At 68.2% G+C, this 25,823-nt stretch carries 24 protein-coding genes; 13 read left to right on the top strand and 11 right to left on the bottom strand.

The genetic code is table 11. From position 1 onward, the window contains the following. Positions 1–79: 79 nt before the first annotated feature. The 4 genes from AB0I34_RS10170 (at position 80) to AB0I34_RS10155 (ending at position 2,022) form a co-directional block, all read left to right on the top strand. Positions 80–292, top strand: coding sequence for a DUF4244 domain-containing protein (locus AB0I34_RS10170; protein ID WP_131361499.1), 213 nt, complete (start codon positions 80–82; stop codon positions 290–292). A gap of 83 nt (positions 293–375) precedes the next feature. Continuing rightward, complete coding sequence (locus tag AB0I34_RS10165) at positions 376–738, top strand: TadE family type IV pilus minor pilin (protein WP_360442537.1); 363 nt, start codon at positions 376–378, stop codon at positions 736–738. Then, on the top strand, positions 735–1,163 hold the full coding sequence (locus AB0I34_RS10160) for a flp pilus-assembly TadE/G-like family protein (RefSeq protein WP_360442534.1): 429 nt from the start codon (positions 735–737) through the stop codon (positions 1,161–1,163). Before AB0I34_RS10165 ends, AB0I34_RS10160 begins: the two co-directional genes overlap by 4 nt. 238 nt (positions 1,164–1,401) lie before the next feature. Beyond that, positions 1,402–2,022: a response regulator transcription factor gene (locus AB0I34_RS10155; RefSeq protein WP_360442531.1), complete on the top strand. Its 621-nt coding sequence runs from the start codon at positions 1,402–1,404 to the stop codon at positions 2,020–2,022. A 28-nt stretch (positions 2,023–2,050) separates the two neighbouring features. Here AB0I34_RS10155 and AB0I34_RS10150 read toward each other — a convergent pair whose 3' ends face one another. From AB0I34_RS10150 to AB0I34_RS10105, 10 genes are all read right to left on the bottom strand, one after another. Beyond that, positions 2,051–2,827 carry a VOC family protein gene (locus AB0I34_RS10150; protein WP_360442528.1) on the bottom strand — a complete coding sequence of 259 codons (777 nt, stop codon included), beginning with the start codon at positions 2,825–2,827 and terminating at the stop codon, positions 2,051–2,053. 31 nt (positions 2,828–2,858) lie between these two features. Next, positions 2,859–3,257, bottom strand: a complete 399-nt coding sequence (locus tag AB0I34_RS10145) for a hypothetical protein (protein WP_360442525.1) — start codon at positions 3,255–3,257, stop codon at positions 2,859–2,861. 51 nt (positions 3,258–3,308) lie between these two features. Then, entirely contained in the window at positions 3,309–4,553 is a 1,245-nt protein-coding gene (locus tag AB0I34_RS10140; protein WP_360442522.1) for a CehA/McbA family metallohydrolase, read from the bottom strand. Beyond that, positions 4,553–5,674, bottom strand: coding sequence for an ABC transporter ATP-binding protein (locus tag AB0I34_RS10135; RefSeq protein ID WP_360442519.1), 1,122 nt, complete (start codon positions 5,672–5,674; stop codon positions 4,553–4,555). Before AB0I34_RS10135 ends, AB0I34_RS10140 begins: the two co-directional genes overlap by 1 nt. Beyond that, positions 5,674–6,495: a carbohydrate ABC transporter permease gene (locus tag AB0I34_RS10130; protein WP_360442516.1), complete on the bottom strand. Its 822-nt coding sequence runs from the start codon at positions 6,493–6,495 to the stop codon at positions 5,674–5,676. Before AB0I34_RS10130 ends, AB0I34_RS10135 begins: the two co-directional genes overlap by 1 nt. Then, positions 6,492–7,451, bottom strand: a complete 960-nt coding sequence (locus tag AB0I34_RS10125; RefSeq protein ID WP_360442513.1) for a sugar ABC transporter permease — start codon at positions 7,449–7,451, stop codon at positions 6,492–6,494. Before AB0I34_RS10125 ends, AB0I34_RS10130 begins: the two co-directional genes overlap by 4 nt. Continuing rightward, positions 7,451–8,878 (bottom strand): extracellular solute-binding protein, encoded by a 1,428-nt coding sequence (locus AB0I34_RS10120; protein WP_360442510.1) that lies wholly within the window; start codon positions 8,876–8,878, stop codon positions 7,451–7,453. The genes AB0I34_RS10125 and AB0I34_RS10120 overlap by 1 nt, the downstream gene beginning before the upstream one ends. A gap of 606 nt (positions 8,879–9,484) precedes the next feature. Beyond that, on the bottom strand, positions 9,485–10,255 hold the full coding sequence (locus tag AB0I34_RS10115) for a ricin-type beta-trefoil lectin domain protein (protein ID WP_360442507.1): 771 nt from the start codon (positions 10,253–10,255) through the stop codon (positions 9,485–9,487). 415 nt (positions 10,256–10,670) lie between these two features. Next, entirely contained in the window at positions 10,671–11,183 is a 513-nt protein-coding gene (locus AB0I34_RS10110; RefSeq protein WP_360442504.1) for a hypothetical protein, read from the bottom strand. A gap of 36 nt (positions 11,184–11,219) precedes the next feature. Then, on the bottom strand, positions 11,220–13,529 hold the full coding sequence (locus AB0I34_RS10105) for a DEAD/DEAH box helicase (RefSeq protein ID WP_360442501.1): 2,310 nt from the start codon (positions 13,527–13,529) through the stop codon (positions 11,220–11,222). 191 nt (positions 13,530–13,720) lie between these two features. Here AB0I34_RS10105 and AB0I34_RS10100 point away from each other — a divergent pair, with 191 nt between their 5' ends. The 8 genes from AB0I34_RS10100 to AB0I34_RS10065 all read left to right on the top strand — a co-directional run bounded on the left by AB0I34_RS10100 (position 13,721) and on the right by AB0I34_RS10065 (position 23,109). Then, positions 13,721–14,050 carry an STAS domain-containing protein gene (locus AB0I34_RS10100; protein WP_360442807.1) on the top strand — a complete coding sequence of 110 codons (330 nt, stop codon included), beginning with the start codon at positions 13,721–13,723 and terminating at the stop codon, positions 14,048–14,050. A 227-nt stretch (positions 14,051–14,277) separates the two neighbouring features. Next, positions 14,278–16,578, top strand: a complete 2,301-nt coding sequence (locus tag AB0I34_RS10095; RefSeq protein ID WP_360442498.1) for a sodium-translocating pyrophosphatase — start codon at positions 14,278–14,280, stop codon at positions 16,576–16,578. Between the two features lie 131 nt (positions 16,579–16,709). Continuing rightward, positions 16,710–17,954: a DUF4142 domain-containing protein gene (locus tag AB0I34_RS10090; RefSeq protein ID WP_360442495.1), complete on the top strand. Its 1,245-nt coding sequence runs from the start codon at positions 16,710–16,712 to the stop codon at positions 17,952–17,954. Between the two features lie 293 nt (positions 17,955–18,247). Next, complete coding sequence (locus tag AB0I34_RS10085; RefSeq protein WP_360442492.1) at positions 18,248–19,240, top strand: ABC transporter ATP-binding protein; 993 nt, start codon at positions 18,248–18,250, stop codon at positions 19,238–19,240. Between the two features lies 1 nt (position 19,241). Continuing rightward, positions 19,242–20,006 (top strand): ABC transporter permease, encoded by a 765-nt coding sequence (locus AB0I34_RS10080; RefSeq protein WP_360442489.1) that lies wholly within the window; start codon positions 19,242–19,244, stop codon positions 20,004–20,006. Between the two features lie 194 nt (positions 20,007–20,200). Beyond that, a complete protein-coding gene (locus tag AB0I34_RS10075) occupies positions 20,201–20,995 on the top strand; it encodes a DUF2785 domain-containing protein (protein ID WP_360442486.1) in 795 nt (264 codons plus the stop codon). Between the two features lie 373 nt (positions 20,996–21,368). After that, positions 21,369–22,628 (top strand): cytochrome P450, encoded by a 1,260-nt coding sequence (locus tag AB0I34_RS10070; RefSeq protein WP_360442483.1) that lies wholly within the window; start codon positions 21,369–21,371, stop codon positions 22,626–22,628. Between the two features lies 1 nt (position 22,629). Then, positions 22,630–23,109, top strand: coding sequence for an NUDIX hydrolase (locus tag AB0I34_RS10065; RefSeq protein WP_360442480.1), 480 nt, complete (start codon positions 22,630–22,632; stop codon positions 23,107–23,109). A gap of 4 nt (positions 23,110–23,113) precedes the next feature. Here AB0I34_RS10065 and AB0I34_RS10060 read toward each other — a convergent pair whose 3' ends face one another. After that, entirely contained in the window at positions 23,114–23,953 is an 840-nt protein-coding gene (locus AB0I34_RS10060; protein WP_360442477.1) for a TIGR03619 family F420-dependent LLM class oxidoreductase, read from the bottom strand. A 294-nt stretch (positions 23,954–24,247) separates the two neighbouring features. Between AB0I34_RS10060 and AB0I34_RS10055 the strand changes: the two genes are divergently transcribed. Then, on the top strand, positions 24,248–25,804 hold the full coding sequence (locus AB0I34_RS10055) for a GGDEF domain-containing protein (protein WP_360442474.1): 1,557 nt from the start codon (positions 24,248–24,250) through the stop codon (positions 25,802–25,804). Positions 25,805–25,823: the final 19 nt, after the last annotated feature.

The raw sequence follows: 25,823 nt of genomic DNA, 5'->3' as shown, positions 1-25,823 counted from the left end.
TGAAAAAAGGGCATTCGACGACTGCATGTTGTCAGTGAGCGATCCGGACGAGCCGAATCGCAGACCCGGGAGGTATCACATGTCCAAGGCACTGGTGGCCGTTCGCCACCGTCTCCGCACCCGCTCCGAACGCGGCGCCGCAACCGCCGAGTACGCGGTCAGTGTCGTCGCGGCCTGCGGGTTCGGCGGCATCCTCGTCGCGCTGCTGAAGTCCGACGTGATGATGAACGCCCTCAAGGCCCTGATCAACTACGCGCTCAAGCTCGCTGGCGTCGAGGGCGTCCAGCTCTGACCTGAAGGCCCGACCATCCGGTGGCCGGTCGCGGTCACCCCTTCACCGCGACCGGCCATCGCCACCCATCGAAGGAGTACTGGATGCCATCTCGCAGAACACAACGCGGCGCGATCACCGCCGAACTGGCGATCGCTCTACCGGTCCTCCTCACCCTGCTCCTCCTGGGCATCTGGGCCATCGGTCTCGTCATCCTCAACATCCAATGCATCGACGCAGCCCGCGACACTGCCCGCGCCGCCGCCCGAGGCGACCCCTTCGACCAGGCGCAGGCGATCGGCCGCCGTACTGCCCCCGGCGCCACGATCACGATCACCCGCACCGGCAAAGACATCCGCGTCACCGTCACCGCCGCCCCACGCCACAAACCCCCACTCCTCACCCACCTCGTCCGCACCGAACTATCAGCCGAAGCCACCCTCCAATCCGAGGCAGCCATCCCATGACGAACTGCGCCTTCCGGCACCCCATGTCACCCAACGAGCGAGGCTCCGCCACCGTCCTTTCCCTTCTAGCTGCGCTGCTCCTCCTCACAGCCCTGACCGTCGCCACCCTCTGGTCGTCGATCTCCACGGCCCGCCACAAACTCTCAGCCGCAGCCGACCTCACAGCTCTGAGCGCCGCCCAGGCCCTCACCGCCACCACCCAATCTGCAGCCACCCCGCCGACTGGCGACAACGACACAGCGCCGGATCCGGCCGGTGCTGCCCCCTGCCAGATCGCCGACCGAATAGCCACCCTCCACAAAGTCCACGTCACCTCCTGCCACGCCACCCCCACCGCCGTAACCATCACCGTCACCCTCCAACTCCACCTCCCACCCTTCGCCCACCCCACCCTCACCACCACAGCCCGAGCCGGTCCCCTGTGAGCATCTCGTGGACCCCATTCAGGCAAGGAACTCTCACTCGAGTCGACTGACCCGGCAGCCTGCGGGGGGTCGCGCGCGTCCGGGGTTCTGAAGCGGTCGCGATCTGGTCGCAATCTGGTAGAGATGCCGCGTTGATGTGGACGAGGCGTGGGAGCGGACTCCATGATCTGGACCGAAGACCTGCCCATCCTCCCGGACGCACTTCCCCGGCGCCCGGACGGTTACCCCGGAGGCCCGTTTGCCCGACCGCATCCGGCTGTTGCTGGTCGACGACCAGATCCTCAGCCGAGGCGTCCTCAGAACCGGTCTGGAGCGCGAGCGCGATCTGGAGATCGTTGCCGAGCTCAACAGATCGGACGACGTCGTGGGCGCCGCGAAACGTCACCGCGCGAACGTCGCTCTGCTCGACGCGGCCGGCCCGGGCCACGACAGCATTACCGTCACCACCAGACTGCGGACGTCGATCCCGGAGTGCCGGGTCGTCATGCTCACGACGTACGGCCGCCCGATCCATCTCCGGCGTGGTCTCGACGCAGGAGCCAAGGGGTTCGCGCTGAAGGGGAGCCCGGCGCCGCAGTTGGCCGACGCGGTACGACGCGTGCACCTCGGCCTCCGCGTGGTCGACGCCAACCTGGCAGCCGAGACACTCATGTACTCCGAGACCCCGCTGAGCGACGACGAGACCGACACCTTGCGCGCTGCCCGCGACGGCGGCTCGATCGCGCTGATGGCGCGCAAGCTCGACGTCTCCGAACGCGTGGTCCGCACCCGCCTCTGGTCGGCCATCGGGAAGACCGGAGCCCGTACCCGCTCCGACGCGATCCACATCGCCGACCGCAACGGCTGGCTCCTCGACTGACGCCGGCCGCGGGAGCCGGGTGGTGGGGCTAGAGGCAGAAGGGGTGGGCTGCCGGGTCGGCGTAGACGTGATGGTGTGGGCCGGTCTTGAGTTCGATGGCGCCGAGGCTGCCGGCGAGCGCGCGGGCGGATCGCAGGCTGGGTTCGTCGTCGGCGGGAACGCGCAGGTCCAGGTGCACCTGTTGCGGGTAGACAGGGTCGGGCCAGCGGGGTGCGGGGAACTGGGCGTGCTGGAAGGCGAGAGCTGGTAGGCGTCCGTCGGTCCGGGTGATGACGACCCGTTCGGAGGTGTCCAGCTCGCGGTTCGGCATGTCGAGGAGGTCGGCGTAGAAGTCGGCGAGAGCCCGCGGGCTGAAGCAGTCGATGACCACGCGAGCGATCTGACCGGTACGGCCGGTTGGGGATTCGGCGGTGCTGGGGTAGAGGCAGAAGGGGTGGCCGGCGGGGTCGGCGTACGTGCGGAAGGTGTCTTTGTCCTGGAGTTTGGAGGCACCGAGTTGGTCGACGCGTTGCTCGGCGGCGTCGAGGTCGTCGACGGTGATGTCGAGGTGCATTTGTTGCGGGTAGTCCGGGTCGGGCCAGCGGGGCGGCTGGTAGTCGATCGGGCCGTCGCCGAACCCTAGGCGGAGACCGTCCGGGTCGTCCTCGTGGGCGATCACGAACCAGTCCTCGCGGACGATCCGCATACCCAGGAGGTTCGCGTAGAACTCGGCCAGTGGGCGGGCGCCGCGTTCGTAGGACTCTTCGGTGTTGCCGGGACAGGCGAAGACGACGTTCAGGAGCTCGATGGTCACGGGGTTCGTCATGGCGGTCCCTCCCCGGGAGCGGTTGGGTAGGTCAGGGCTGCTCGAGTTGGTCCAGGAGCCAGCGGGGGCCGGTGGTGGTGGCGCCGGTGGGTTCGAGGCGGTCGCGGAGGCCGCGGTCCGCGGTGACCACGGTGACGTGGGCGTCGGTGATGGCGGCGGCGGTGGTGACGATCGTGTCGTCGCCGGAGCCAGGGGCCAGGACGATGCGGAGGTCCGCGGTGTCGGGAGCGTCGGGGCCGGAGGTGGCGGAGCGCGCTGCGCCTTCCAGGATGACGACGATCTCAGTGTCTTCGAGACGTTCCTGGAGGGCGGTGAGCTGACGCAGCAGTCGGCGAGCGGCGCCTGGCCGATCGCGCCACCACCCGTCGGGACGCGAGCCGACCACGTTCGCCGCGTCCACCACGATCACCTGATGCACACCAGTCACCATCAGGTCAGTCTGCCTCGTCCCCGGTTCGCCGCACCTGAAGCCGGGCGTGGGTCAGGTGCAGGTGGAGAGGAATTGGCCGGTGTGGGTGATGAGGGCGTGGGGGCCGGGGGCACCGCGGAGGCGGTGATGGGCGGACTGGACGGGGTGGCGGGTGCCGTCGGGGGTGATGACGAGCGTGTTGGGGGCGTCCAGGGCGATGAGTTCGTCGTCGGAGCGGACCAGGATTGGAGCGGTGTAGGACGTGGAGATGGCGGTGCGGCCGGCGGACAGGGCTTCCAGGGTGGCGTCGCGGAGTTCGGCGGGGCTTTCGGCAGAGGCGTCCACGGCTAGCCAGGTGGTGGGGGTGCCGGGTGGGGTGAGGGACGTCGGGTTGTGCCAGTCGCTGCCGCCGATGGGGATGGTGTCGAGGCCCCACGCCTGCCACCAGGCGATCGGTCCACCCCAGTGGTGGTCGAGCCACGAGGAGTGCCAGACCTCGGCGAGCCGTGGATGTTCCGGGAGCGGGTGACGCCACGAGCAGTCGCCGCCGAGCGGGTGGTTGATCGACAGCAACCCACCACGCCGGGCAACCTCGCTCACCCACGTCGCGGCCGGCTGCCGGAAGTCGATCGCCCCGATCTCACCGAAGGCGTTCGCATGACCGGTGTCGGTCGTCACCTCCTGCCCGGGGATCAGCCCGATACCGAACCGATCGCTCAGCCCAGGCAGCTCGAGGTGATGCGCGACCGTGTTGTGATCGGTCACCGCCAGCACGTCCAGCCCGGCCGCGACACCCAGAGCAGCGAGGTTCGCGATCGGAGTGGATCCGTCGGAGTGCAGTGAATGCGCGTGGAAGTCCCCAGCGATCCACTTCAACCCAGCAGACGCGGGCAACGTCCGGCGCGGCGGCCGAGCTGGTACGGCGACAGCCGCGGTGGCGTCGGCGTACTCCGTCAGACCAGGCACCGACGACACCGGACCAGTCACAGCCTCGACAACAAGTTCGACACCCTCGACCGGCACACGGTGCAGCCCAAGAACGACCCACCAAGTCCCCGGCTCGAGCTCACCGGCCACATATCCGGGCGTCGCCGCGTCCGGTGTGATCGCGAAGGTCTGACGCGCACCGCCGGACCACCCGCGCCACCCGACGGCACCCTCACAACCGATGTCGATGACCGCACCCTCGACGGGCGGGATCGTGAGCGTGACCAGCAGACCAGGGCAGTCCGCCGGAATGTCGACCGGCAGCGAATGCCAGACCGACTCCGCCCGATCGTCGAGGGTCCAGGTACGGCGGTACGTCGTGACCGCCATCAGGCAACCGTGGCCGGTTGACGGGCGAGCAGCTCACCGGACTCCCGGTCGTACAGCAGTACCCGCGATGCCGGTGCGGTGAGGACGACCGTCGTACCGGGCTCCGGCTCGTTCTCCTCTGGCACGGTGACACCGATCAGGGTGCCGTCGCAGTCCACGCTGACCAGCGACTGGGTGCCGAGGTTCTCCGCCACCACGACCTGGCCACGCAGTGTCGGCCCGCTGACGTCGCCGCCGGCGATGGTCAGGTACTCCGGCCGGACGCCGACCGTCACCTCAGCGCCGGCGGGAGCCGAGAAAGTGGCCGCAGACAACGATCCGCCGGCCACCGAGACCACGCCGACCTCGTCGACATAGGTCTCCGAACCCGAGGTCGACGAGACGGTGCCGGGCAGGAGGTTCATCGGCGTCGAGCCGATGAAGTTCGCCACGAACGTGTTCGCCGGCCGCGCGAAGACCTCACGCGGGCTACCCAGCTGGCGCAGCTTGCCGGACTCCATCACCGCGATCCGATCCGCCAGGGCCAAGGCCTCCGCCTGGTCGTGGGTGACGAAGACCGTGGTGATGCCGAGGTCGCGCTGCAGCTTCTTCAGGAACGTCCGAGCCTCCAACCGCAGCCGAGCGTCCAGGTTGGACAACGGCTCGTCGAGCAGCAGGACCTTGCCCCGGGACGCGATCGCGCGCGCCAGCGCGACGCGCTGCTGCTGACCGCCGGACAGCTGCGCCGGCTTGCGTTCCAGCAGCCCGTCCAGCGACAGCTCGCCCGCGGTCCGCTCGGCCGTCTCCGCGCGAGTCGCAGCCGAGACCCGCCGTACCTTCAGCGGATAGGTGATGTTCTCCGACACACTCATGTGCGGGAACAGGGCGTAGTCCTGGAACACCATCGCGACCCCGCGCTTGCCCGGTTCGGTCCGGGTCATGTCGGCCGCGTCGATCCGGACCGTGCCCTCGGTCGCGGGTTCCAGGCCGGCGATCGTGCGCAGCAGCGTGGTCTTGCCGCACCCGGACGGCCCGAGCAGGGCGAAGAACTCGCCGTCGGCCACATGCAGGTCCAACCCGTCGACGGCGCGTACGCCGTTGGGGTAGACGGTTGCGAGGCCTTCGATGTCGATGCCCGCCATCAGCTCTTGATCCCTCCATGGAAGCGGAACCCGTACCGCGAGTTCACCAGCAGGTACAGCACGACGACCGGGATCGAGAACAGCAGCGAGAAGACCGGCAGCACCTGCAGGTTCACGCTGCCGCCTTCGTCGGTGAGGGTCTGCATCAGCACCGCACCAGGTTGCTTCTCGATCGACCGGATGAGCAGGAAGGGCACCAGGAAGTTGCCCCAGGAGTTCACGAACGCCCAGACCATGATGGTGGCCAGGCCGGGCCGCGCCACCGGGAGTACGACGTCGCGCAGGATCTGGCCGGTGGACGCGCCGAAGACCCGGGCCGACTCCTCGTACGACTTCGGCACCGCGTCGACGAAGTCCTTCAGGATGAAGATTGCCGCTGGCAACAGACCGCCGGTCATCACCAGCGCGACCCCGAACCGGGAGTCGATCAGCCCGAGCTGGAACATCATCACGAAGATCGGCACCATCGCAGCCGTCCCGGTGACCACCGACGACAGCAGCAACAACCCGTAGAGCAACGCGTCGCGGCCCGGGATACGGACCCGCGACAAGGCGTACGACGCCAGCGCGGCGAACGCGGTCACGGCGACCGCGGTGGTCACGCAGATCAGCAGCGAGTTGACCATCGAGTGCATCGCGTACGGATGCTCGAGCGTCTTGCGGACGTTGTCGAGCGTCCAGTCCGGCCAGTGCACGCCGAGGCCGGGGTTCTTGTCGAACGGCGCGGACGCGATCCACAGCATCGGCACCGCGAAGAACAGCGTGATCGCGCAGATCAGTACGTAGAAGCCGATCCGGCGAAGGACGAAGGACGGGGTCACGAGCGCCTCCTCAGCAGCCGGAGGTAGATCAGCGAGACCAGCAGGTTCGCGATCAGCAGCAGGAACGAGATGGCCGAGGAGTACCCGAGCTCACCGCCCTGCAGCGCCACGTTGTAGATGTACACCGGCACCGTCTCGGACTCGTGGTTCGGCCCGCCCTTGGTGAGCAGGAACGGCGAGAAGTCGTTCGCCGTCCACAGCGAGATCAGCAAGGTGTTCGTCAGCACGTGCCCGCGGATGTGCGGGAACACGACGTCCCGCAGCGTCTGCCAGCCCGACGCACCGACCATCCGGGCCGACTCCAGTTGCGACGGCGGCACGGCCTGCAGCGCGGAGGAGTAGAGCATCATCGAGAACGCCGTACCGCGCCAGGTGTTGAAGAACACCAGGCAGGCCATCGGGTAGTCGATCAGCCACGCGGTCCCCGGCGTACCGAGGATGTTGTTGAGTGTGCCGCCGTCGCGGTCGAAGAACGCGACCCACAGGTACGCGACCACCGTCGACGGCAGGATCCACGCCAGCAGTACGAACGCCTCGACGGTACGCCGCACCGCCGGGCGGGTCCGCCGCATCACCCAGGCGAGGGTGAAGCCGAGGACGTTCTGGCCGATGATCGCGGAGCCGAGGACGAACAGCAGCGTCAGCCACAACGCGTTGTGGAACAGGGCGTCGTTGAGCGCCTTGGTGTAGTTGGACAGGCCGACCATCGACGGCGAGACCGCCTCGACACCGGTCAGCCGGTAGTTGGTCAGGCCGATGTAGATGGTCCAGATCGCCGGGAAGACCAGGAACGCGCCGATCAGCAGCAGGGCGGGCGCGACGAAGCCGAGGGCCCGGCCTACGCCGAGCCCTGCGACATCGCGTGCCGGTCCCCGCGCACCGGCCCGGCCGTCCCCATCAGCCGGACCACGTCCCTGGACCGGGTCTGCCGGTGCAGGTGCGGAGGCCGTCGTCATCAGTTACCGGCGACCTTGTCCTTGCCGCCTGCCGCTGTCTCGACCGCCTTCTGGTAGGCCTTCGCGGCCGCGTCGGTACTCTTCCCGCCGATGACGTCCGCCGTCGCCTGCTGCAGCGCGGCCGAGATCTTCGGGTACTCCGCCAGGCCCGGACGGAACTGCGTGATCGGCAGCACCTTGGTGGCGACGAAGTTCAGCATCGGGTCGCCGGCCAGCACCTCGGCGTTGACGTCGCTGCGCTGGGTGATCTTGGCGGCGCCGTCCAGCGATGCCTTCACCATCTCGGCGGAGTTCCAGAACTGCATGAGCTCCCAGGCCTGCTGCGGGAACTTGGTGTTCGGGTTGATCACGGTCGCGCCGCCACCCGACATCGAGACGAAGTCCTGGCCCTTGACGCCGCCGCCCGGCCTGGCGGCCGGAATCAGCGCGTAGCCGACGGCGGAGTCGCGGTCGGCCATCTTGGCCACGCCCTCCTTGGGCTCCACCACGCTGCGCCAGAAGTAGTCGCTCTCCAGCAGGATGCCGACCTTGTTCGCGGCGAATTCGGCGAACGACTTGTCCCGGCCCTTGGCCTCGCGCTGCAGCACCGGGTCACCGAGACCCGTGCTGTAGATCTGGTGGTAGAAGTCCAGCACCTGGCGCGTCTGCGGGACGTCACCGAGCCACTTGCCGTCGGTGTTGACGGTCGCGCCGGTGCCGACCAGCAGCGGCAGTACGCCCTGCATCGTGGTCGCCTCGCCCATCGCCGTGCCGCCGTTGATCTGGATCGGCGTGACGCCGGACAGCTTCTTCAGCGCCTGGCCGGCGGTGATGATGTCGTCCCACGACTTCGGCTGCCAGTCGGCCGGCAGCCCGGCCTGCTGGAACAGCTTCTTGTTGAAGAACAGCACCCGGCCGTCGGTCCCGCCGGGGACGCCGTACCGCTTGCCGTTGTAGCTGCCGAGCTGCTGCACGGTTTCGGGGATCTGCTTCCAGCCATCCCAGTCGTCCACCTTGCTCGCCTCGCCGACGGTGTCGGTGAGCGGCTTGATGTAGCCGGCCTGGGCGAACTCGCCGACCCAGATGCCGTCGATCTGGAACAGGTCCGGACCGGACTTGTTCGACAGGTCGAGCGACAGCTTCTGCTTGTAGACCTCGTCGTCGGAGCCGTCACCCTGGAACTTGACGGTGACGTCGACGCCCTTGCCCTTCTGCTCGGCGACGAACTTCGGGATCAGTACGTCCTCGATGAACGTTGCCCCGGCGCTGCTCTTGCCGCCCTTGATCGAGTTCGACCCGATGGTCAGCTCGACCTTCTTGGCATCGGCGTTGCGGTTCGTGTCCTGGTCGCCGCTGTCGGATGCGGACGAGCCGAGGCAGCCGGTCAGCAGCAGGGTTGCGGCGACGCCGAGGAGGGCGGGCGCGGAGAACCGCGGGAGAGATCGCATCAAAGCTCCTAGCGAGATCGGTACTGCGGAGTGCCGGTCAAACATTGGCACTCGTCGGCGACTTTGTGAAGACTTTTTCCCAACCCGGAGGAGAACGTTGACAGGGGCTGTAGGCAACCAGTTGCGAACTGTCAAGTCGGGATCCCGCGGGAAGCGTTGCGAAAGGGTTAAAGGATGCTCAAGGTTGCGTGGCAACCAGTAGTGGACTAGATACAGAACGTGACAGCGGGCGGTACGGTCTTGCCGATCGGTTCAGCGGATCGGAGGTGAAAGACATGGGGCTGCTTTCTTGCCTTCTGGACGACCTGCTCAGTCATTGCCACCACTGGTGCCACTACCACTGTTGGTGGTGACACCGGCCGGCTGGTGACGGCCGCGGAGGAGGTGGGTCGACGGTGACGACGACGCAGGGCTCCCGCTGACGCGCAAGCAGCGGGCAACCCGAGGTCACTCCCCGAGCACCGGATCCCACGACCGACGAGGTTCACCAGACACTGCACTGCCGAACAACCGAATGGCGTCGATCACGAAGGAGTGAGAAAACAACCGGCCCCGACATCGTCGGGGCCGGTTGTCCTCTGTCTGGCTGAGGATCCTCCTTGCGGATCAGCGCTGTGCCAGCTGCATCATCTGCTTCGGCAGCACCGTCAGCTGAGCCGGGATCGGTGTCGTCGGCCGAACCAGCTCGAGCAGGCTGGACGCGGCCTTCGCGATCGGCAGCGGCAGGGCCAGGCCCAGGGACGCCAGCAGCGCGTTCACGAGTGCCAGTACCGCACCCAGGATGTCCAGGCCCGGCAGCGGCAACGCGCTCCAACCCTGGACCGGTGTGCCGGCCGTGGACATGCTGCCGGTCGGTTGTGCCTGCTTGGCCTTTCCCTTGCCGAGCAGGGATGTCAGGGCGAGACCGCTGGCGGTGTTCACGAACGTGCCCGCGCTCTCGTCGTAGGTCCATTTCTGTCCGTCGCCGTCACGGCAGGGCAGCACCAGCAGTGGTGCCGCGGCCGGCACCTTGGCCAGGTCCGCACCGCTGTCCAGGCAGGCGCCGGTCTTGGCAAGGGCGCCACCGACGCTCTTGCTCATCGCGACCTGCAACTGGCCGGACTCGGTGTGGATCCACTCCTGGGTCTTGCCCTCCTTGCCCGGTGCACACGCCATCATGACCGCCATCGGGACCTTGGCGGCCGCGACGAAGGTGAGGCAGTACCGCGTGTCGGCGCGGGTGGCGATCTGTTCGGCCACCCCGACCTCGACGCCCGGGACCGCGGCCGATCCGCCCGTCGACGGGTTCGCCGCCTGGGCCGGGACCGCGGTGGCCAGTGCAACGCTGACCGCGAGCACGGCCACGCCGGTACGGCTCAACAACTTACGGATGATCAAGACAACCTCCAGAGGTCGTGCCATCTCGCGGCGTCAGGTCGTCGGGACCCCGTGGCGCGAGTCGGTCCGGTTCCGGGAACCGCGACGAGCACCCTTGTGCGCGGAGGGCGAGCTGCGGGTCGATCCCCCGTGAGGAGGCGGTGTGGCCCGGAAGGCCGACTGTGACTCAACGCGACGTTGACGCCACAACCAGTAATGCACAGGTGGGTCGGAGGTGGTTATGGCGAAGCCGTGAAACTTGATGCCAATGGCAACTAACTGCCAGGCAAGAGTCGTTGCGCAAGGCACCGAAATCCGGCCGCAGGGCCGTCGTGCCACCGCTGAGCGGAGGCTGTGCGCCGATCGAGACATTACCGTACGCCGGGGAAACTCCGGTGGCGCGACGCGTTAGTTGATGCCGTGGGCAACAGAGTGGTCAGTGGGGCTGCTTGGTGTCAGTGGGATCCTCGGCGACGTGCCGCTCGGCCGCGAGCCGCTCGTCTGCGGCAGGCTCGCGCTCAGGAACGGTGCGATCGGGCTCGGCGCGATCAAGCACGGTGCGCTCAGGAACGGTGCGCTCAGGGTCGGCGCGATCGGGCGCGGTGCTGTCGGGCACGGTGCTGTCGGACTCGGTGCGATCGGGCGCCGCCGTGACCTCGGGTGCGGTGTCAGTCGTAGTGACCGCCGCCGGTTCGGTGGCCGCAGCCTGTGCGCGGAGTTCGCGCATCTCCTTGCGCCGCCGGTAGCCGCGGGCAAGTCCCTTCTTCGTCAGCCACAGCCCGAGGGCAAGCGCGACCCCGGTCAGCGCGCCGAGCAGGAACACGGTCGGCACCGAGACGCCGAAGTCGATGCCGAACACCTCCATCGTGGTGGAGGCGGTCGAGGTCACCGAGACACCCAGACCGAACAACACAACCAGGACGATCAGGACGATTCCGAGGACGGCCATCGCATGCTGCCTCTCCGCCAGCACCAGGCTGGCTCTTCAGGCCTCACTGCTGAGTAGTGCGGTGAGCAGCGCCACCGCGCCGCTCTTGTCGAGTGGGTTGTTCTGGTTCCCACATTTGGGCGACTGTACGCACGACGGACAGCCATCCATGCACTCACAGTGTGCAATCGCCTCTCGTGTCGCCGTCAACCATTCGCGCGCCGCGGCGTAGCCGTGTTCCGCGAATCCGGCGCCGCCCGGGTGGCCGTCGTACACGAAGACTGTGAGGCGGCCGGTGTCGGCGTGCCGGGCGGTGGAGACGCCGCCGATGTCCCAGCGGTCGCAGGTGGCGAACAGTGGGAGCAGTCCGATCGACGCGTGCTCAGCCGCATGGGCCGCACCAGGTACGTCGTACAGCCCGAGCGCCTCGACCGCGGAGTCCGGCATGGTCCACCAGACGGCCTTGGTCCGCAGCGTGCGCTCCGGCAGGTCGAGGGGCTGCTCGTCGAGTACGTCGCCGGTCGCGATCAGCTTGCGCTGGTACGAGACCACTTGGCTGGTCACTTGGACCCAACCGCGCGACAACTCCGCCGTACCCCAGGTGCAGGTGTCCTCGGTCGCCAGGATGCTGATCTCGGTCTTGTCCCGGGCGAAGGTGGTGTAGTCCGGCGAGGCCGGCTCGACCACGGCGGCGTGACCCTCGAGGTCCAGCGTCTGAACCAGGTACGACTCGCCCGCATGCACGTACACCGCGCCCTCGTGGACCGAGGCGTGCGCCGAGCCGCCGTCGACTGTGCCGAGCAGCCGACCGGTCTGGTCCTCGACGATCTGCACTGTCTTGCCGCCGGCCGACCGGATGTCGATGGCGTCCACAGCGCGCTCCCGCCGCGTCCAGAACCATCCATGCGGTCGCTCACGCAGCAGCCCTTGGCGGACCAATTGCTGGATCACGGAGGGCGTCGTACTGCCGAAGATGTCGTAGTCCGCGTCGGTCAGCGGCAGCTCCTGCGCGGCCGCGCACAGCTGTGGGCCGAGGACATACGGGTTCTCCGGGTTGAAGACAGTCGCTTCCACGGGTCGGCCGAAGATCGCGTTCGGGTGCCGGACCAGATAGGTGTCCAGCGGGTCGTCACGCGCCACCAGCAGCGCCAAGGCATCCCCGCCGGCTCGACCCGCCCGTCCGGCCTGCTGCCACAGCGATGCGCGCGTGCCGGGCCAACCGGACAGCAGTACGGCGTCCAGTCCGGCGATGTCGATGCCTAGCTCCAGAGCGTTGGTCGCCGCGACACCGGTGAGCTCACCGCTCTGCAACATGCCTTCGAGTCGGCGCCGCTCCTCCGGCAGATAGCCCGCCCGGTACGCAGACACCTGGTCCATCAGCGAGGGGTGAACCTCGGCGAGGTTCTCGCGGGCTGTCATCGCGACCGTCTCGGCCCCACGCCTCGACCTCACGAACGCCACAGTCCGCACCCCGCTCACGACCAGATCGGTCAGGATGTCGGCCACCTCGGCCGTCGCGGAGCGTCGTACCGGCGCGCCGTTCTCACCGCGCACCGAGGTCAGCGGCGGCTCCCACAGACCGAAGGAGATGCCGCCGCGGGGTGAGCCGTCTTCCACCACCTCCACCATCGGCAGACCGGTCAGCCGCTCACCGGACACCGCGGGCTCGGCCACCGTCGCCGATGCGCAGATGAAGATCGGATGAGCGCCGTACTGCGCGCACACCCGTCGCAGCCGACGCAGTACGCCGGCCACATGCGCTCCGAAGACACCGCGATAGTGATGACACTCGTCCACCACGACGTACTGCAGGCAGCCCAGGAAGCGGGCCCAGCGCTGATGGTTCGGCAGGACCGACCGGTGCAGCATGTCCGGATTGCTGAGCACGTACGTCGCGTGGTCGCGAGCCCAGTCGCGTTCGGAGCGTTCGGAGTCGCCGTCCAGCGTTGTTGGCCGCAGACCGGGCACCGTGTACGACGACACCGCGCGAAGCTGGTCGTGCGCCAATGCCTTGGTCGGGGACAGGTAGAGAACAGACGCCACCCGTCGATGCGGTGACGCAGCCTGGGCGATGCTCAAGGTGGCAAAGGCAGGCAGCAAATAGCCGAGCGATTTGCCCGAGGCGGTCCCGGTCGCGACCACGACATGCCGGCCCGAGTACGCCGCTTCGGCGGTCGCGACCTGATGAGTCCAAGGCGCTGTGATGCCGGCGTCCGCGAGTTGCGCGAGCACCTCGGCCGGTGCCCAGCGCGGCCAGTCACACGTCTGCCCCAGTCGCGGCGGCACGGTCTCGACATGCGTGAGCCGGTCGTCCCGGCCTGCTGCCAGACGCTTCAGTACGGCCGCCGCCTCACCACCTCCGCGCATACCGCGAGCGTAGTGCCGGCCACGGACAGCACGCGGCCGAGTGCACGGGGCGTGTGCACGCGCCGGATGCACGCCTCATTTTGCGGACGAAGATCGACTTCGGTGGGACGAGATGAAAGAGTTTTCGGCAACGGTCCTACTCACGGTCCGTACATGGTTGAATGCAGCAGTTCACGGGATCGGAGGCCGAAGTGGATCTGTCGCTGACCGCGCGCGCCGAGGGCGGGCGCACCGTCATCGAGGTGGCGGGGGAGATCGACGTCTACACCGCACCGAAGCTCCGCGAGAAGATCGCAGCGCTCGTCGACGAAGGCGACTACCACCTGGTGGTCGACCTGGAACATGTGGACTTCCTGGACTCCACCGGTCTCGGCGTCCTCGTCGGTGGACTGAAACGGGTGCGCACCCACGACGGATCCCTGTCCCTGGTCTGTACCCAGGAACGGCTGCTGAAGATCTTCCGGATCACCGGCCTGACCAAGGTGTTCGACATCCATCCGGACGTCGCCTCGGCGATCTGACGACGTGACGACGAAGTGAAAACGTGTCCCCTTCAACACGAAGAGTGAGGTACCTGCTCGCACACTCGGGTATGGCGTAGACCACCCTGTCGTCAGGTCTGGTCGGATACCCGTTAGAGTGACCCACCGCGCCAAGTCTCTTTGGTGCTGTGCCGTATTTTCCCAACCCTTCGGTTGCGGCAGACGGGGGCCGTCAAGCCCTGAGGGGTTGCCTACAAGGAGGACGGATGTCCGCGCTGCTTGCACAAGCGGTGGATCTTTCGTCGAGCAACACCACACTGGTGATCGTCGTCGGAGTGATCGCGATCCTCGCGGTCGCCATTGCGATGGTCTTCCGGGGCCAGGTGCTTGCCGCGAACGATGGCACCGAGAACATGAAGACGATCGCCGCGGCGGTCCAGGAAGGCGCATCCGCCTACCTGAACCGGCAGTTCCGAACGCTGGGCGTCTTCGCCATCGTCGCGTTCCTGCTGCTGTTCCTGCTGCCCGCGCACAGTGACGGCGACAACGAGACCACGCTGAAGATCTTCCGCTCCGTCTTCTTCCTGATCGGTGCGGGCTTCTCCGCGCTGATCGGCTACCTGGGCATGTGGCTCGCGACGCGCGCCAACGTCCGGGTCGCCGCCGCGGCCCGCGACGAAGGCCGCGACCCCGCGATGCGCGTCGCGTTCCGCACCGGTGGAACCGTCGGCATGGCGACCGTCGGCTTCGGCCTGTTCGGCGCCTCGCTGGTCGTGCTGCTGTTCAAGGGTGACGCCCCGACCGTGCTCGAGGGCTTCGGTTTCGGTGCCGCCATGCTCGCCATGTTCATGCGTGTCGGCGGCGGTATCTTCACCAAGGCCGCCGACGTCGGCGCCGACCTGGTCGGCAAGGTCGAGCAGAACATCCCCGAGGACGACCCCCGCAACGCGGCGACCATCGCCGACAACGTGGGCGACAACGTCGGTGACTGCGCCGGTATGGCGGCCGACCTGTTCGAGTCCTACGCCGTGATGCTGGTGGCCTCGCTGATCCTGGGCAAGGCCGCGTTCGGCGAGCAGGGCCTGATCTTCCCGCTGATCGTGCCGGCCATCGGCGCCCTCACCGCGGTCCTCGGTGTCTTCCTGACCCGTCCGCGCACCGGTGAGAACGGCCTGCGGACGATCAACCGGGCGTTCTACATCTCCGCGATCGTGTCCGGTGTGCTCTGCGCGGTGGCGGCGTTCGTCTACCTGCCGAGCAGCTTCAAGGACCTGACCGGCGCCACCGACGTGATCGCCGCGCACGACGGCGACCCGCGGCTGATCGCCACTGTCTCGGTGATCATCGGCATCGTGCTGGCGGCCGTCATCCTGGCCCTGACCGGTTACTACACCGGCACCGAGGACAAGCCGGTCAAGGACGTCGGCAAGACCTCGCTGACCGGTGCCGCGACCGTGATCCTGTCCGGTATCTCGGTCGGCTTCGAGTCCGCCGTCTACACCGCCGTGGTGATCGCGGCGGCCGTGTACGGCGCGTTCCTGGTCGGCGGCGCCGGTGTGGTCGGGCTGTTCGCGATCGCTCTGGCCGGTTGTGGTCTGCTCACCACCGTCGGCGTCATCGTCGCGATGGACACCTTCGGCCCGGTCTCCGACAACGCGCAGGGCATCGCCGAGATGTCCGGCGAGGTGGACGGCGAGGCGGCCCAGATCCTGACCGAGCTGGACGCCGTCGGCAACACCACCAAGGCCATCACCAAGGGCATCGCGATCGCCACCGCCGTACTGGCCGCGACCGCGCTGTTCGGCTCCTACACCGACTCGATCCGGTCCTCGCTGGGCGAGAACTACGCCAAGTTCGAGGCTGAGGCGCTGGTCTTCAACCCGGGCACCCTGGTCGGCCTGATCCTCGGTGCGGCCGTGGTGTTCATGTTCTCCGGCCTCGCGATCAACGCCGTCGGCCGCGCCGCCGGTGCGGTCGTCTACGAGGTACGTCGGCAGTTCCGCGACATCCCCGGGATCATGGACGGCACGGGCAAGCCGGAGTACGGCAAGGTCGTCGACATCTGCACCCGCGACTCGCTGCGGGAGCTGGCCACTCCGGGTCTGCTCGCGCTGCTCGCGCCGATCGCCGTCGGCTTCGGCCTCGGTGCCGCGTCGCTGGCCGGCTACCTGGCCGGTGCGATCGGTGCCGGCACCCTGATGGCGGTCTTCCTGGCCAACTCCGGTGGTGCCTGGGACAACGCCAAGAAGCTGGTCGAGGACGGAAACCACGGCGGCAAGGGCTCGCCCGCGCACGAGGCCACCGTCATCGGTGACACCGTCGGTGACCCGTTCAAGGACACCGCCGGCCCGGCCATCAACCCGCTGATCAAGGTGATGAACCTGGTCTCCCTGCTGATCGCTCCGGCGGTCGTCGGGCTGTCGGCGATCGGCGACGACACGAACAGGCCGCTGCGGATCGGTATCGCCCTGGCAGCGGTGGTCATCCTGGCGGCCGCCGTGTTCGTCTCCAAGCGCCGTGAGTCGGTCATTTCCGACACCCCGGCCGAGGTGAACGCCGCCGCCTGAACGCGGTAAACGGCAGAAACGGCCCACCGGTTTTCCGGTGGGCCGTTTCGCATGGCTGGACCAAGACCGTCCGTCCCTTTTACTGTCGTTGTAACGACGAACTGCGCTATGCCTAGCGTAGGGAGGTAGCCGTGCCTCGACGACCGGCCACGAGCTCTGCTGCCCCCCGACGGGCGACGCTCGCCCGTGTCTCGGCGCTGCTGCTTCTCGTTGTGGCGGGAGTGCTCGCCACGGCACAGCCGGCGGGCGCGACGGCGCAGCAACCGGATGCCGACTATCTCAACGCCGCCCACCAGCTCGATCTGACGATCATCCAGGCCTCCCACTCGGGGACGATCCATGGCCAGACCTCGTGCCTGAAAAGCGTCGCTGCCCAGGAGGAACGTGATCATCGCAGGCTCGCCGCGCAGCAGCTCGAGGTCGCCAATCAATTCGGCATCGGGCTGGTGACGCTGCCTACGGCGGCACAGCGTGAGCAGCTCGCCGCGCTCGCGGCCAAAGCCGGGACCTCTGGGTACGACGCCGCCTGGGTGGCGTTGCAGCGGCAGCTGCACCAGCAGTACCTGGCACTGGTCGAGGGCGAGCTGCCGAAGAGCGCCTCGCCTGCCGTCGAGTCAGTGGCCAACGGCGCCAAGCCGGTCATCGAGATGCACCTGCGGACGCTGTCGGGTCCCTGCAAGGACGAGACCGGGCCCCCGGTCGTGTCGACTGGTGAGGGCGGCCAGGTCGCCGATGCCGAGCGGACTCGGTCCCGGGCGGCGATCCTGCTGCTCGGCGTCGGCGTACTGCTCCTTCTCGTCGGCAGGCCGGTCCCGGTCCGGCGACGTCTGCTCGGAGTCGTAGCGGTCGGCGCCGCGCTGGTCATGGTGTTCGGAAGGCCAGGTGACAGCGGGCAGGTCCCGGACGCGAGTGCGTCGGCTGTGGACCGCGAGGCTGCCGTTCCGCCGGTGCGACTGAAGCTGCCAGGAGTTCTGGAGGCATCGGTGCTGCCGGTGGCGACCGCCGGCGACGGGCGGCTGCAGATGCCGGCGTCGGCGGCCGACGTGGGCTGGTGGGCGGCGGGTGCGGCGCCGGGCTCGGCCGGCGGGACGGTGCTGCTTGCCGGCCACGTGGACACGGCTCGCGGTCGCGGAGTGTTCGCCGCGCTCTCGGGGGTGCCGGTGGGCGCGAGGGTTGCGGTGACGGCCGGGGGCGGAGATGTGCACTGGTACCGCATCGTGGCGCGCCGGACCTACCGGCAGGAAGCGTTGCCCGCAGACCTGTTCCACGGTGCGGTGAAGCCCCGGCTGGCGCTGGTGACCTGCACCGGCTCGTACAACCACGCAACGCACCGCTACAGCAGCAACCTCGTGCTCTACGGTGTTCCGGTGGACTGAGCCGCCGGCCGTCCTTTTGGTAGTCACTTCCAACTACTCCCAACCGAAGTACGGCCGGTCGTCGACTTTCGGCTGATGCGGGCGGGTGGCCGAGTGGGGGATCGTCGGGGTCGTGGTCAGGGCTTTAACCGATGGTCGCCTGGCCCGGGCGGACGGCAGAATCAACCCACGGGTGGACACACCGGATCCGCCCCGGGTCCGATGTTCTGCACCGGTCCGACCTCGATACTGAACTCAATGCGAGACAACCCGCCCGACCGGGAACACTGGCGCCACCGAACGAGGAGTAGGCGATGATCGAGGCAAAGGGCCTCACCAAGCGATACGGTGCAACTGTTGCCGTTGACAACCTGTCTTTCGAGGTGAAACCCGGCAAGGTGACCGGCTTCCTCGGCCCGAACGGGGCCGGCAAGTCGACCACGATGCGGATGATCCTCGGCCTGGACACCCCGACCTCCGGCGACGTCCGGATCGACGGGCAGCGCTACCGTGACCTGCACCAGCCACTGACCAAGGTCGGCGCGCTGCTGGACGCAAAGTGGGTGCACCCCAACCGGTCGGCCCGGTCGCACCTGGCCTGGATGGCCGCGTCCAACAAGCTGCCGAAGGGCAGCGTCGACAAGGTGCTGGAGATGGTCGGCCTCACCGCGGTCGCGAACAAGCGGGCCGGCGCCTACTCGCTGGGTATGTCGCAGCGGCTCGGCATCGCCGGTGCGCTGCTCGGTGACCCGGAGGTGCTGCTGTTCGACGAGCCGGTCAACGGTCTCGACCCGGAGGGCATCGTCTGGATCCGCACCTTCATGCACCGGCTGGCCGACGAGGGCCGGACCGTGCTGGTGTCCAGCCACCTGCTGTCCGAGATGGCGCTGACCGCCGAGGAACTGATCGTCATCGGCCGCGGCCGGCTGATCGCCCAGAGCACCACCCAGGAGTTCGTCGACCGTGCCAGCGGTACGACGGTCAAGGTCCGGACTCCGCAACTCGACCAGCTGGCCGGTGTGCTGCAACAGCAGCAGATGGTCACCCGGATCGAGGACGTCGACGACCAGGGCAAGGTCCTGTTCGTCGAGGGCGATCTGACCACCGACCAGGTCGGTGAGGCAGCCGCCGCGCACGGCATCGTGCTGCACGAACTGACCCTGCAGCGCGGCTCGCTGGAGCAGGCGTTCATGCAGATGACCGGGGATTCGGTCGAATACCACGCGCACGACGAGATCGCTGCGGTGACCGCGCTGGACGCGCCGGCCGCCACCGAGGTGGCCGCGGGTCCGAAGGAGGACAACTGACATGTCGGTGATCACAGTCGAGCGGATCAAGCTCTTCTCCACCCGCTCGCCGTGGTGGTGCATGGTCATCGCGGCCTTCCTGACCGTCGGTTTCGCCGCACTCACCACCGGCTTCCTGAACGCCACGGACGAGCCGCAGGCGACGATCTTCATCACCCAGCCGGGCGCACAGCTCAGCCAGATGGTGATGATGGTGATGGCGGCCCTCGCGGTCACCACCGAGTACCGGTTCGGCACCATCCGGACCAGCTTCCAGGCGGTTCCGCAGCGCGCGGCGCTGCTGCTCGGCAAGACCGCGGTCGTGGCCTTCCTGGCCGGGATCGTCGGCCTGATCGCGTCGTTCGGTGCCTGGGGCATCGGCAGCCTGTTCGCCGGCAACGCGGACCTGGCCATCAACACCGGGGCCGAGTGGCGGCTGCTGGCCGGCCAGGGCCTGATCTTCGCGCTGTCCGCGGTGATCGCGGTGGCGGTCGGCATCCTGATCCGGCAGAGCGCCGGTGCGATCGCGATCCTGATCCTCTGGCCGTTGCTGGTGGAGAACCTGGTCACCCTGATCCCCAAGGTCGGCGACGACCTGGCCAAGTGGGCGCCGTTCGCGAACGGCAGTTCGTTCCTGAACCAGGGCCAGGACTTCGGGCTGGCCGGCGCGAACGCCGCCGGCAGCGACTTCGCCCTCGGTCCCTGGTGGGCCCTGCTGTACTTCGCCGGCTGGGCGGCGGCGCTGATGGTGATCGCTCTGTTCACGGCGAGCAAGCGCGACGCCTGATCGCGATGACGACGATCCCGGCCGTGGTTGAGGGGCCCTGGCCGGGATCGTGAAGCCCGGCCGGGCTGAGGGGTCCTGGCCGCGCTGAGGCCCGTGGAACTTGACGTTCCACGGGCCGACCCTTGTTCGGGGCGGTCGCCGTACCACTGCGTAGGGGTGGCGGGCGCGGCGGGAAAGCGTCTAGCCTGCCGCGCATGACCGATTGGGCGCAGGTGCGCGCCGATGACTTCTCCGTCCCGACCGATCGTCCGCTCACCGAGCTCGTGGCCGAGTTGTCCGCGCTGCTGCGCTCCCCGGACCCGGTGCTGCGCGACTCCCAGGCGTACTCGATCCTCGCCACCTGGATCGGCCGCGGCGTACTGTCGGCCGACCAGCTGCGCGCCCTCGGAGACGAGATGGTCGCGCGGTTCGCGGACCCCGAGACGCAGGTCCGCACGTTCGCGCCGCTGATCCTGGACTGCATCGTCACCGCGGGTGTCTTCGAGCCGCACTGGGTGCCGCCGTTCGAACGCTGGTACGTCGCCGAGGAGGACCTGCGCGGGTACGACGCCAAACTCGGCTGGCTGCACGCGATCGCGCACGGCTCCGACCTGCTGGGTGCCCTCGGGCTGCATCCGGCCGTCGAACCGGTGCAAATGCTCCGGTTGGGCATAGGCCGCATTCTGACGCCGACACAGCACGTCCTGCGGGACATGGAGGACGACCGCCTCGGCTACGCCCTGGCGACCACCCTGACCCGCTCAGACCTCACCGAGACCGATGCCACCGACTGGCTCGACCCGGCCGTCCGAATCCTCGCCAATCCGCCGAGCGAGGGCATCACGCCGGAGGTCACCAACACCATCCGCACGCTGCGGGCCCTCTACCTGCTGGTTGACCACGGCGTTCGGGTGCCGGCCTCCGGCCCGGTCACGCAGATCCCGCACCGCGACCTCGTGAAGGCGAAGATCACCGACGTCGTCCGGATGGTGACGCCGTACTACCTGTGAGCTTCTGGCGTACGGGTGTTGACTTGGTCACATCCAAACATTGTTGACGAAGGATGAGACCCGCATCCGACTTTCGGCTGAGATTTCCCTGAAGTGTCCCCGAGGTACGGCGTGCCGCGGTCCAGGGCGATGTACAGGTGGTTTCCGGTAGAAGCAGAGATCTCGTTCATGACAAGGTCTGTGCTGGTATTGCCGTGGTCCCCTCCCATGGTGGTGCCAACGCCACTATCGCAGTAGTGCCAACACCATCAGATCTGCTCCTTGGCAACGCTAGTTTTTAGGTGACGAAAGCCGTCGGGGGCAAGCGGTTCAGAGAGGGCGCGTGGAAGTCATGGTTGCGACATACCTGAAGAGATGGGTCGGCAGCCGGATCTTGAACAGAACCACCCGCAAGGGTGGTCTCGACCTGTCGAAGATGCGGATGTTCCCCAGCCAGGTCTCGATGCCGCTGCGCCGTCACGGCGTGAACCCGGTGCCGGAGCTGGCCAAGGTGCGCGAGGCCGAGCCTGTGCACAAGCTGGCGCATCTGTTCGGGCTCAACGTCTGGGTGGTGAGCGGGCACGCGGAGGCCAAGGCCGTGCTCGCCGACTCGACGAACTTCAGCAACGACATCCGGCCGCTGGTCGGCTCGGACCCGAACAAGCCGTCGGAGGGGATCGGGGGGCTCGGGTTCACCGACCCGCCGGACCACACCCGGCTGCGGAAGCTGCTGACACCGGAGTTCACCAAGCGGCGGCTGGCGCGGCTGGAGCCGGCGATCGAGAAGATCGTCCAGGACCAGCTGGACCTGATGGAGGCCAAGGGCCCGGTCGCCGACATCGTGTCGGACTTCGCCTTCAACGTGCCGTTCCTGCTGATCGCCGACCTGCTCGGTGTCGAGGAGTCCGACCGCGATCGCTTCCGGGCGCTCGGGCCGGCGCGGTTCGACCTGTCCGGTGGTGGGATCGGGGTGTTCGGTTCGGCCAGCGAGTCCCGCGACTTCCTGTTCGAGATCGTCCGCAAGCAGCGCAAGAACCCGGGTGACGGGCTGATCGGGTCGATCATCCGCGAGCAGGGTGACGACATCGACGACGTCGAGCTCGGTGGGCTCGCCGACGGCGTGTTCCTGGGTGGGTACGAGACCTCCGCGAGCATGCTCGCGCTCGGCACGCTGGTGCTGATGCGCACCCCGGAGAACTTCGAGCGGATCCGCAACGAGCCAGGTGCGGTCGACGCGATCGTCGAGGAGTTGTTGCGGTATCTGACCGTCGTCCAGGTGGCGTTCCCGCGGTTCGCGCGGCACGACCAGGAGCTGTTCGGCCAGCAGGTGAAGAAGGGCGACCTGGTCGCGGTGTCGCTGTCGGGGGCCGACCGCGACAAGGAGGTGTTCGGGCCGGACGCGGAGGAGTTCTGGCCACGTCGTGCACCGGCGGCGCACCTCGCGTTCGGCCACGGCATGCACCGCTGCGTCGGCGCCGAGCTGGCTCGGATGGAACTCCGGGCCGCGTTCTCCGCGCTGGCTCACCGCTTCCCCGACCTGTCGCTGGCCATCCCCGAGGAACAGCTCCGTTTCCGCGACTTCTCCATCGTCTACGGCGTCGAGACCCTCCCCGTCCAACTCCACGCCGCAGAGCCCGAGCAGGTAGCCGGCTGACGTGCAGTCCAGCGAGCAGTACGCCGCTGGGTTGCCGCGGAAGCGGATGGCGGCGGGGGTGTTGTTCCGGGGTGAGGACGACCGAGTTCTGCTGGTGGAGCCGTCGTACAAGCCGAACTGGGAGCTGCCCGGGGGTGTGGTCGAGGCGAACGAGGCGCCGTGGGTCGCGGCGGCCCGGGAGCTGAGGGAGGAGCTCGGGGCGGAGCGGCCGATCGGGCGGTTGCTGGCGGTCGACCACGTGCACGCGTACGACGGCCGTCTCGAAGGCATGATCTTCGTCTTCGACGGCGGTGTCGTGACGGAGGCCGACCTGGCCGCGTTCACGTTCCCCGACGGGGAGATCCTGTCCGTGGGTCTCTACTCCCTGACCGACGTACGCGCGCGCGTCAAGCCGCTGTTGGCCGATCGCCTCACCGCCGCTCTCGACGCCGTCCACGAGGGCACAACGGCCCTCTGCGAACACGGCGTACGCGTCGCCTGAGTCCTCAGCTCGGGGTCAGGGCGAAGCGTTCGGCGAAGGCGGAGAGCTGGTCGCGTTGCTCGGATGGGTCCGGGCTCGACGTGCCGACCACCAGACGGGTGACTCCCTGGGCGGCGTACGCCTCGAGGGAGGCAGGGGTCAGCTCGATCGAACCCCAGCGGGTGTAGTCGAGCCTACGGTCGCCTGCCGTGGTCTGAGCCAGGTCCCACTGGGCCGCGCGTTCGTCGCCCATCAGCGCGCCGCCGGCGAAGTACCCGTCACCACGCAGTCCCGCCCGCCGGGCCGCGGCGCGGCTCGACCCGCCGACGTGGATCGGTAGCCGGGACAGGGGTTTCGGAAAGCTGTAGACGTTCTTGAACTCGAAGAACTCACCGGAGTAGCTGGCTCCGTCCGCCTCGTCGGACCAGAGCAGCCGCAGTACGTCGATCGCCTCGTCGGCGCGGCGACCGCGGGTGCTGAAGTCCACACCCGCCGCGACTGCCTCACTCGGCAGAACACCGACGCCCACGGTGAGCAGTCGCATCCGTCCCTTCGAGAGCACGTCGATCGTCGCCAGCCGCTTCGCCAGCATCACCGGCTGGTAGTACGGCAGCAGCAACACTCCGGTCCCCAGCAGGATCCGCTCGGTCGCCGCGGCGACCCATGTGAGTAGGTCGAGCGGAGCGCCGTACGGCAGTGTCATCGGCAGCTCGGCACCGCCGAACGTGTCACCGGCGGTCAGCGCCACCCGCTCGGGCACGTAGATCCCTTCGAATCCACACCCCTCCGCGTGCTGCGCGAACGCCGCCAGGTGGTCCGGATCCACCCCGAACATGGGCGTGCTGTAGCTGACCGCGAACTTCATCCCGTTCCCTTCCGCCTTGGGGGCAGCACCCTAGAACATTGCCCCCAAGGTCAAGGCAACTTACTCGCCCCTCACCCCTCGTGATGCTCGAACCATCCGCAGAGTTACGACCCCTCTGGTTTTGGTGAACTTTGGGGTCCGGAATGGCGGTCGGTAGTTTTGGGATGGCACTAGGTGGTCGTTGGCCGGATCGGGTCGTGACAGAGGTGGGGGTGGGTGGTCACAATGGGCGGTCCGGCCCGAGGTGCGGGTGAGGATCAGGGGAGGCCGCCGGCGGGTATGGGGAGTGGCGAGATGGCGACGGGCGACGTACTGACCGCCCGGATCGCCGCCGCGATGACATCGGCTCAGTCCGGTGGGCATGCGAGCGCGGCTGCCGAGATCGAGCTGATCCGGGCCGAGCTGGGCGGCGTGCCGAGCTACCAGCTTGCCGCGGCGGAGTACGTGCGTGGTGTCTCGGCGCACCATGCGAGCGACGCCGACGAGGCGCTCAAGGCCGTTGACGCGTGTGTCGCGGTCGCGAAGGCAATCGACGAACCGGGCTGGGAAGCGAACGCACTGCCGATCCGCATCATCAACCTCGCCCGCAGCGGCCGAGGCGGTGACACGGTCAACGACCTCGTCGCCGCCGAGCACGCGCTGAGCCGCACGAAGGATCCCGGCCTGACCGCCTGGGCACACACCGGCCTCGGCTACGCGTACGACGTACTGCGCCTGTTCGAGCTGTGCATCCCGCACTACGAACAAGCGGCCCGCGCGGACGCGGACGTGTTCGAACTGGCCGAGTCGGAGGCGATCGACCGGCTGAATCTCGCCGAGACCTATCTCCGCTGGGCGCATGAGCTCGAGCGCCTGGGCGATCCGTCGTACGTCGGAGAGATCCGCGAGCGGCTCGCATCGGCGGCGTACTGGGCGCGTGAAGGTGAGCGGGTGATCGTCGACGACGAGAGCCAGGAGTTCTGGCGGTTGAGTGCGCGGCTGTGGCTGGCCGGCGCGGCGACCGACCACGATCCGGACTCGGCGGTCGCCGAACTGACGGAGTGCCGCGACGAGATCAGCAAGCTGGGTGAGACCGAGCGGCTCGCGATCGCCGGCGCGTATCTGGCCAGGGCTCTGCACGCGCAGGGCAAGTCCGAAGAGGCAAAGGCGGCGGCCGATCGGGCCGCGGATGACCTGATTCCCTTGGCGGATCCGGCCACCCACGTGCTGGTTCTGCAGACCCGGTCGGAGATCGCGGCCGCGACCGGTGAGCCGGGAGCCGTTGCAGGGTTGGAGTATGCGCGCTCGGTGGCCCGCGGTTGGTGGAAGGAGCGGCAGCGCGCGCTGACCGCCGTACGGCATGCGCTTGCCGCGCACGACCTTTCGGCGCGGCACGACGCCGAGTGGCACGCGGCGCGGCAGGATCCCCTGACCGGCGTGGGGAATCGGCGCGCGCTCGACGAGCGGTTGACCGCGGCGCGTGATTCGGAGCGGGCCGTGACCGTGCTCGCCATCGATGTGGACAACCTGAAGGTGGTCAACGACACCTTCGGGCACGCCTGCGGGGACGAATTGCTGCAGGTTGTGGCAGACCTGCTGGTAGAACAGGCGCGAGCAACCGATGCCGTGGTTCGATCGGGTGGCGACGAGTTCGTCGTGGTGCTCGATCAGCCGGACGCCAAGGGCGGTGCGCTGCTGGCACTGCGAATCCGGACCGCGATCAGGGCGATCGCGGCGGCGACGGACAAGCCGTGGCTGCGGCGGCTCGGTTTGAGCATCGGGTACGCCGCGACGGCGGAAGGTGTTGCTGTGGACCAGCTGATCGCGACGGCGGATCGGCGGCTGTACGGCGACAAACGTCGTCAGCGGTGAGGCAGGCACTCAGGGGAGG

The organism is Kribbella sp. NPDC050281 (assembly GCF_040655855.1).
In the GTDB taxonomy this organism is placed as follows: Bacteria; Actinomycetota; Actinomycetes; order Propionibacteriales; family Kribbellaceae; genus Kribbella.
This window is presented reverse-complemented; position numbering and strand designations above follow the sequence as displayed.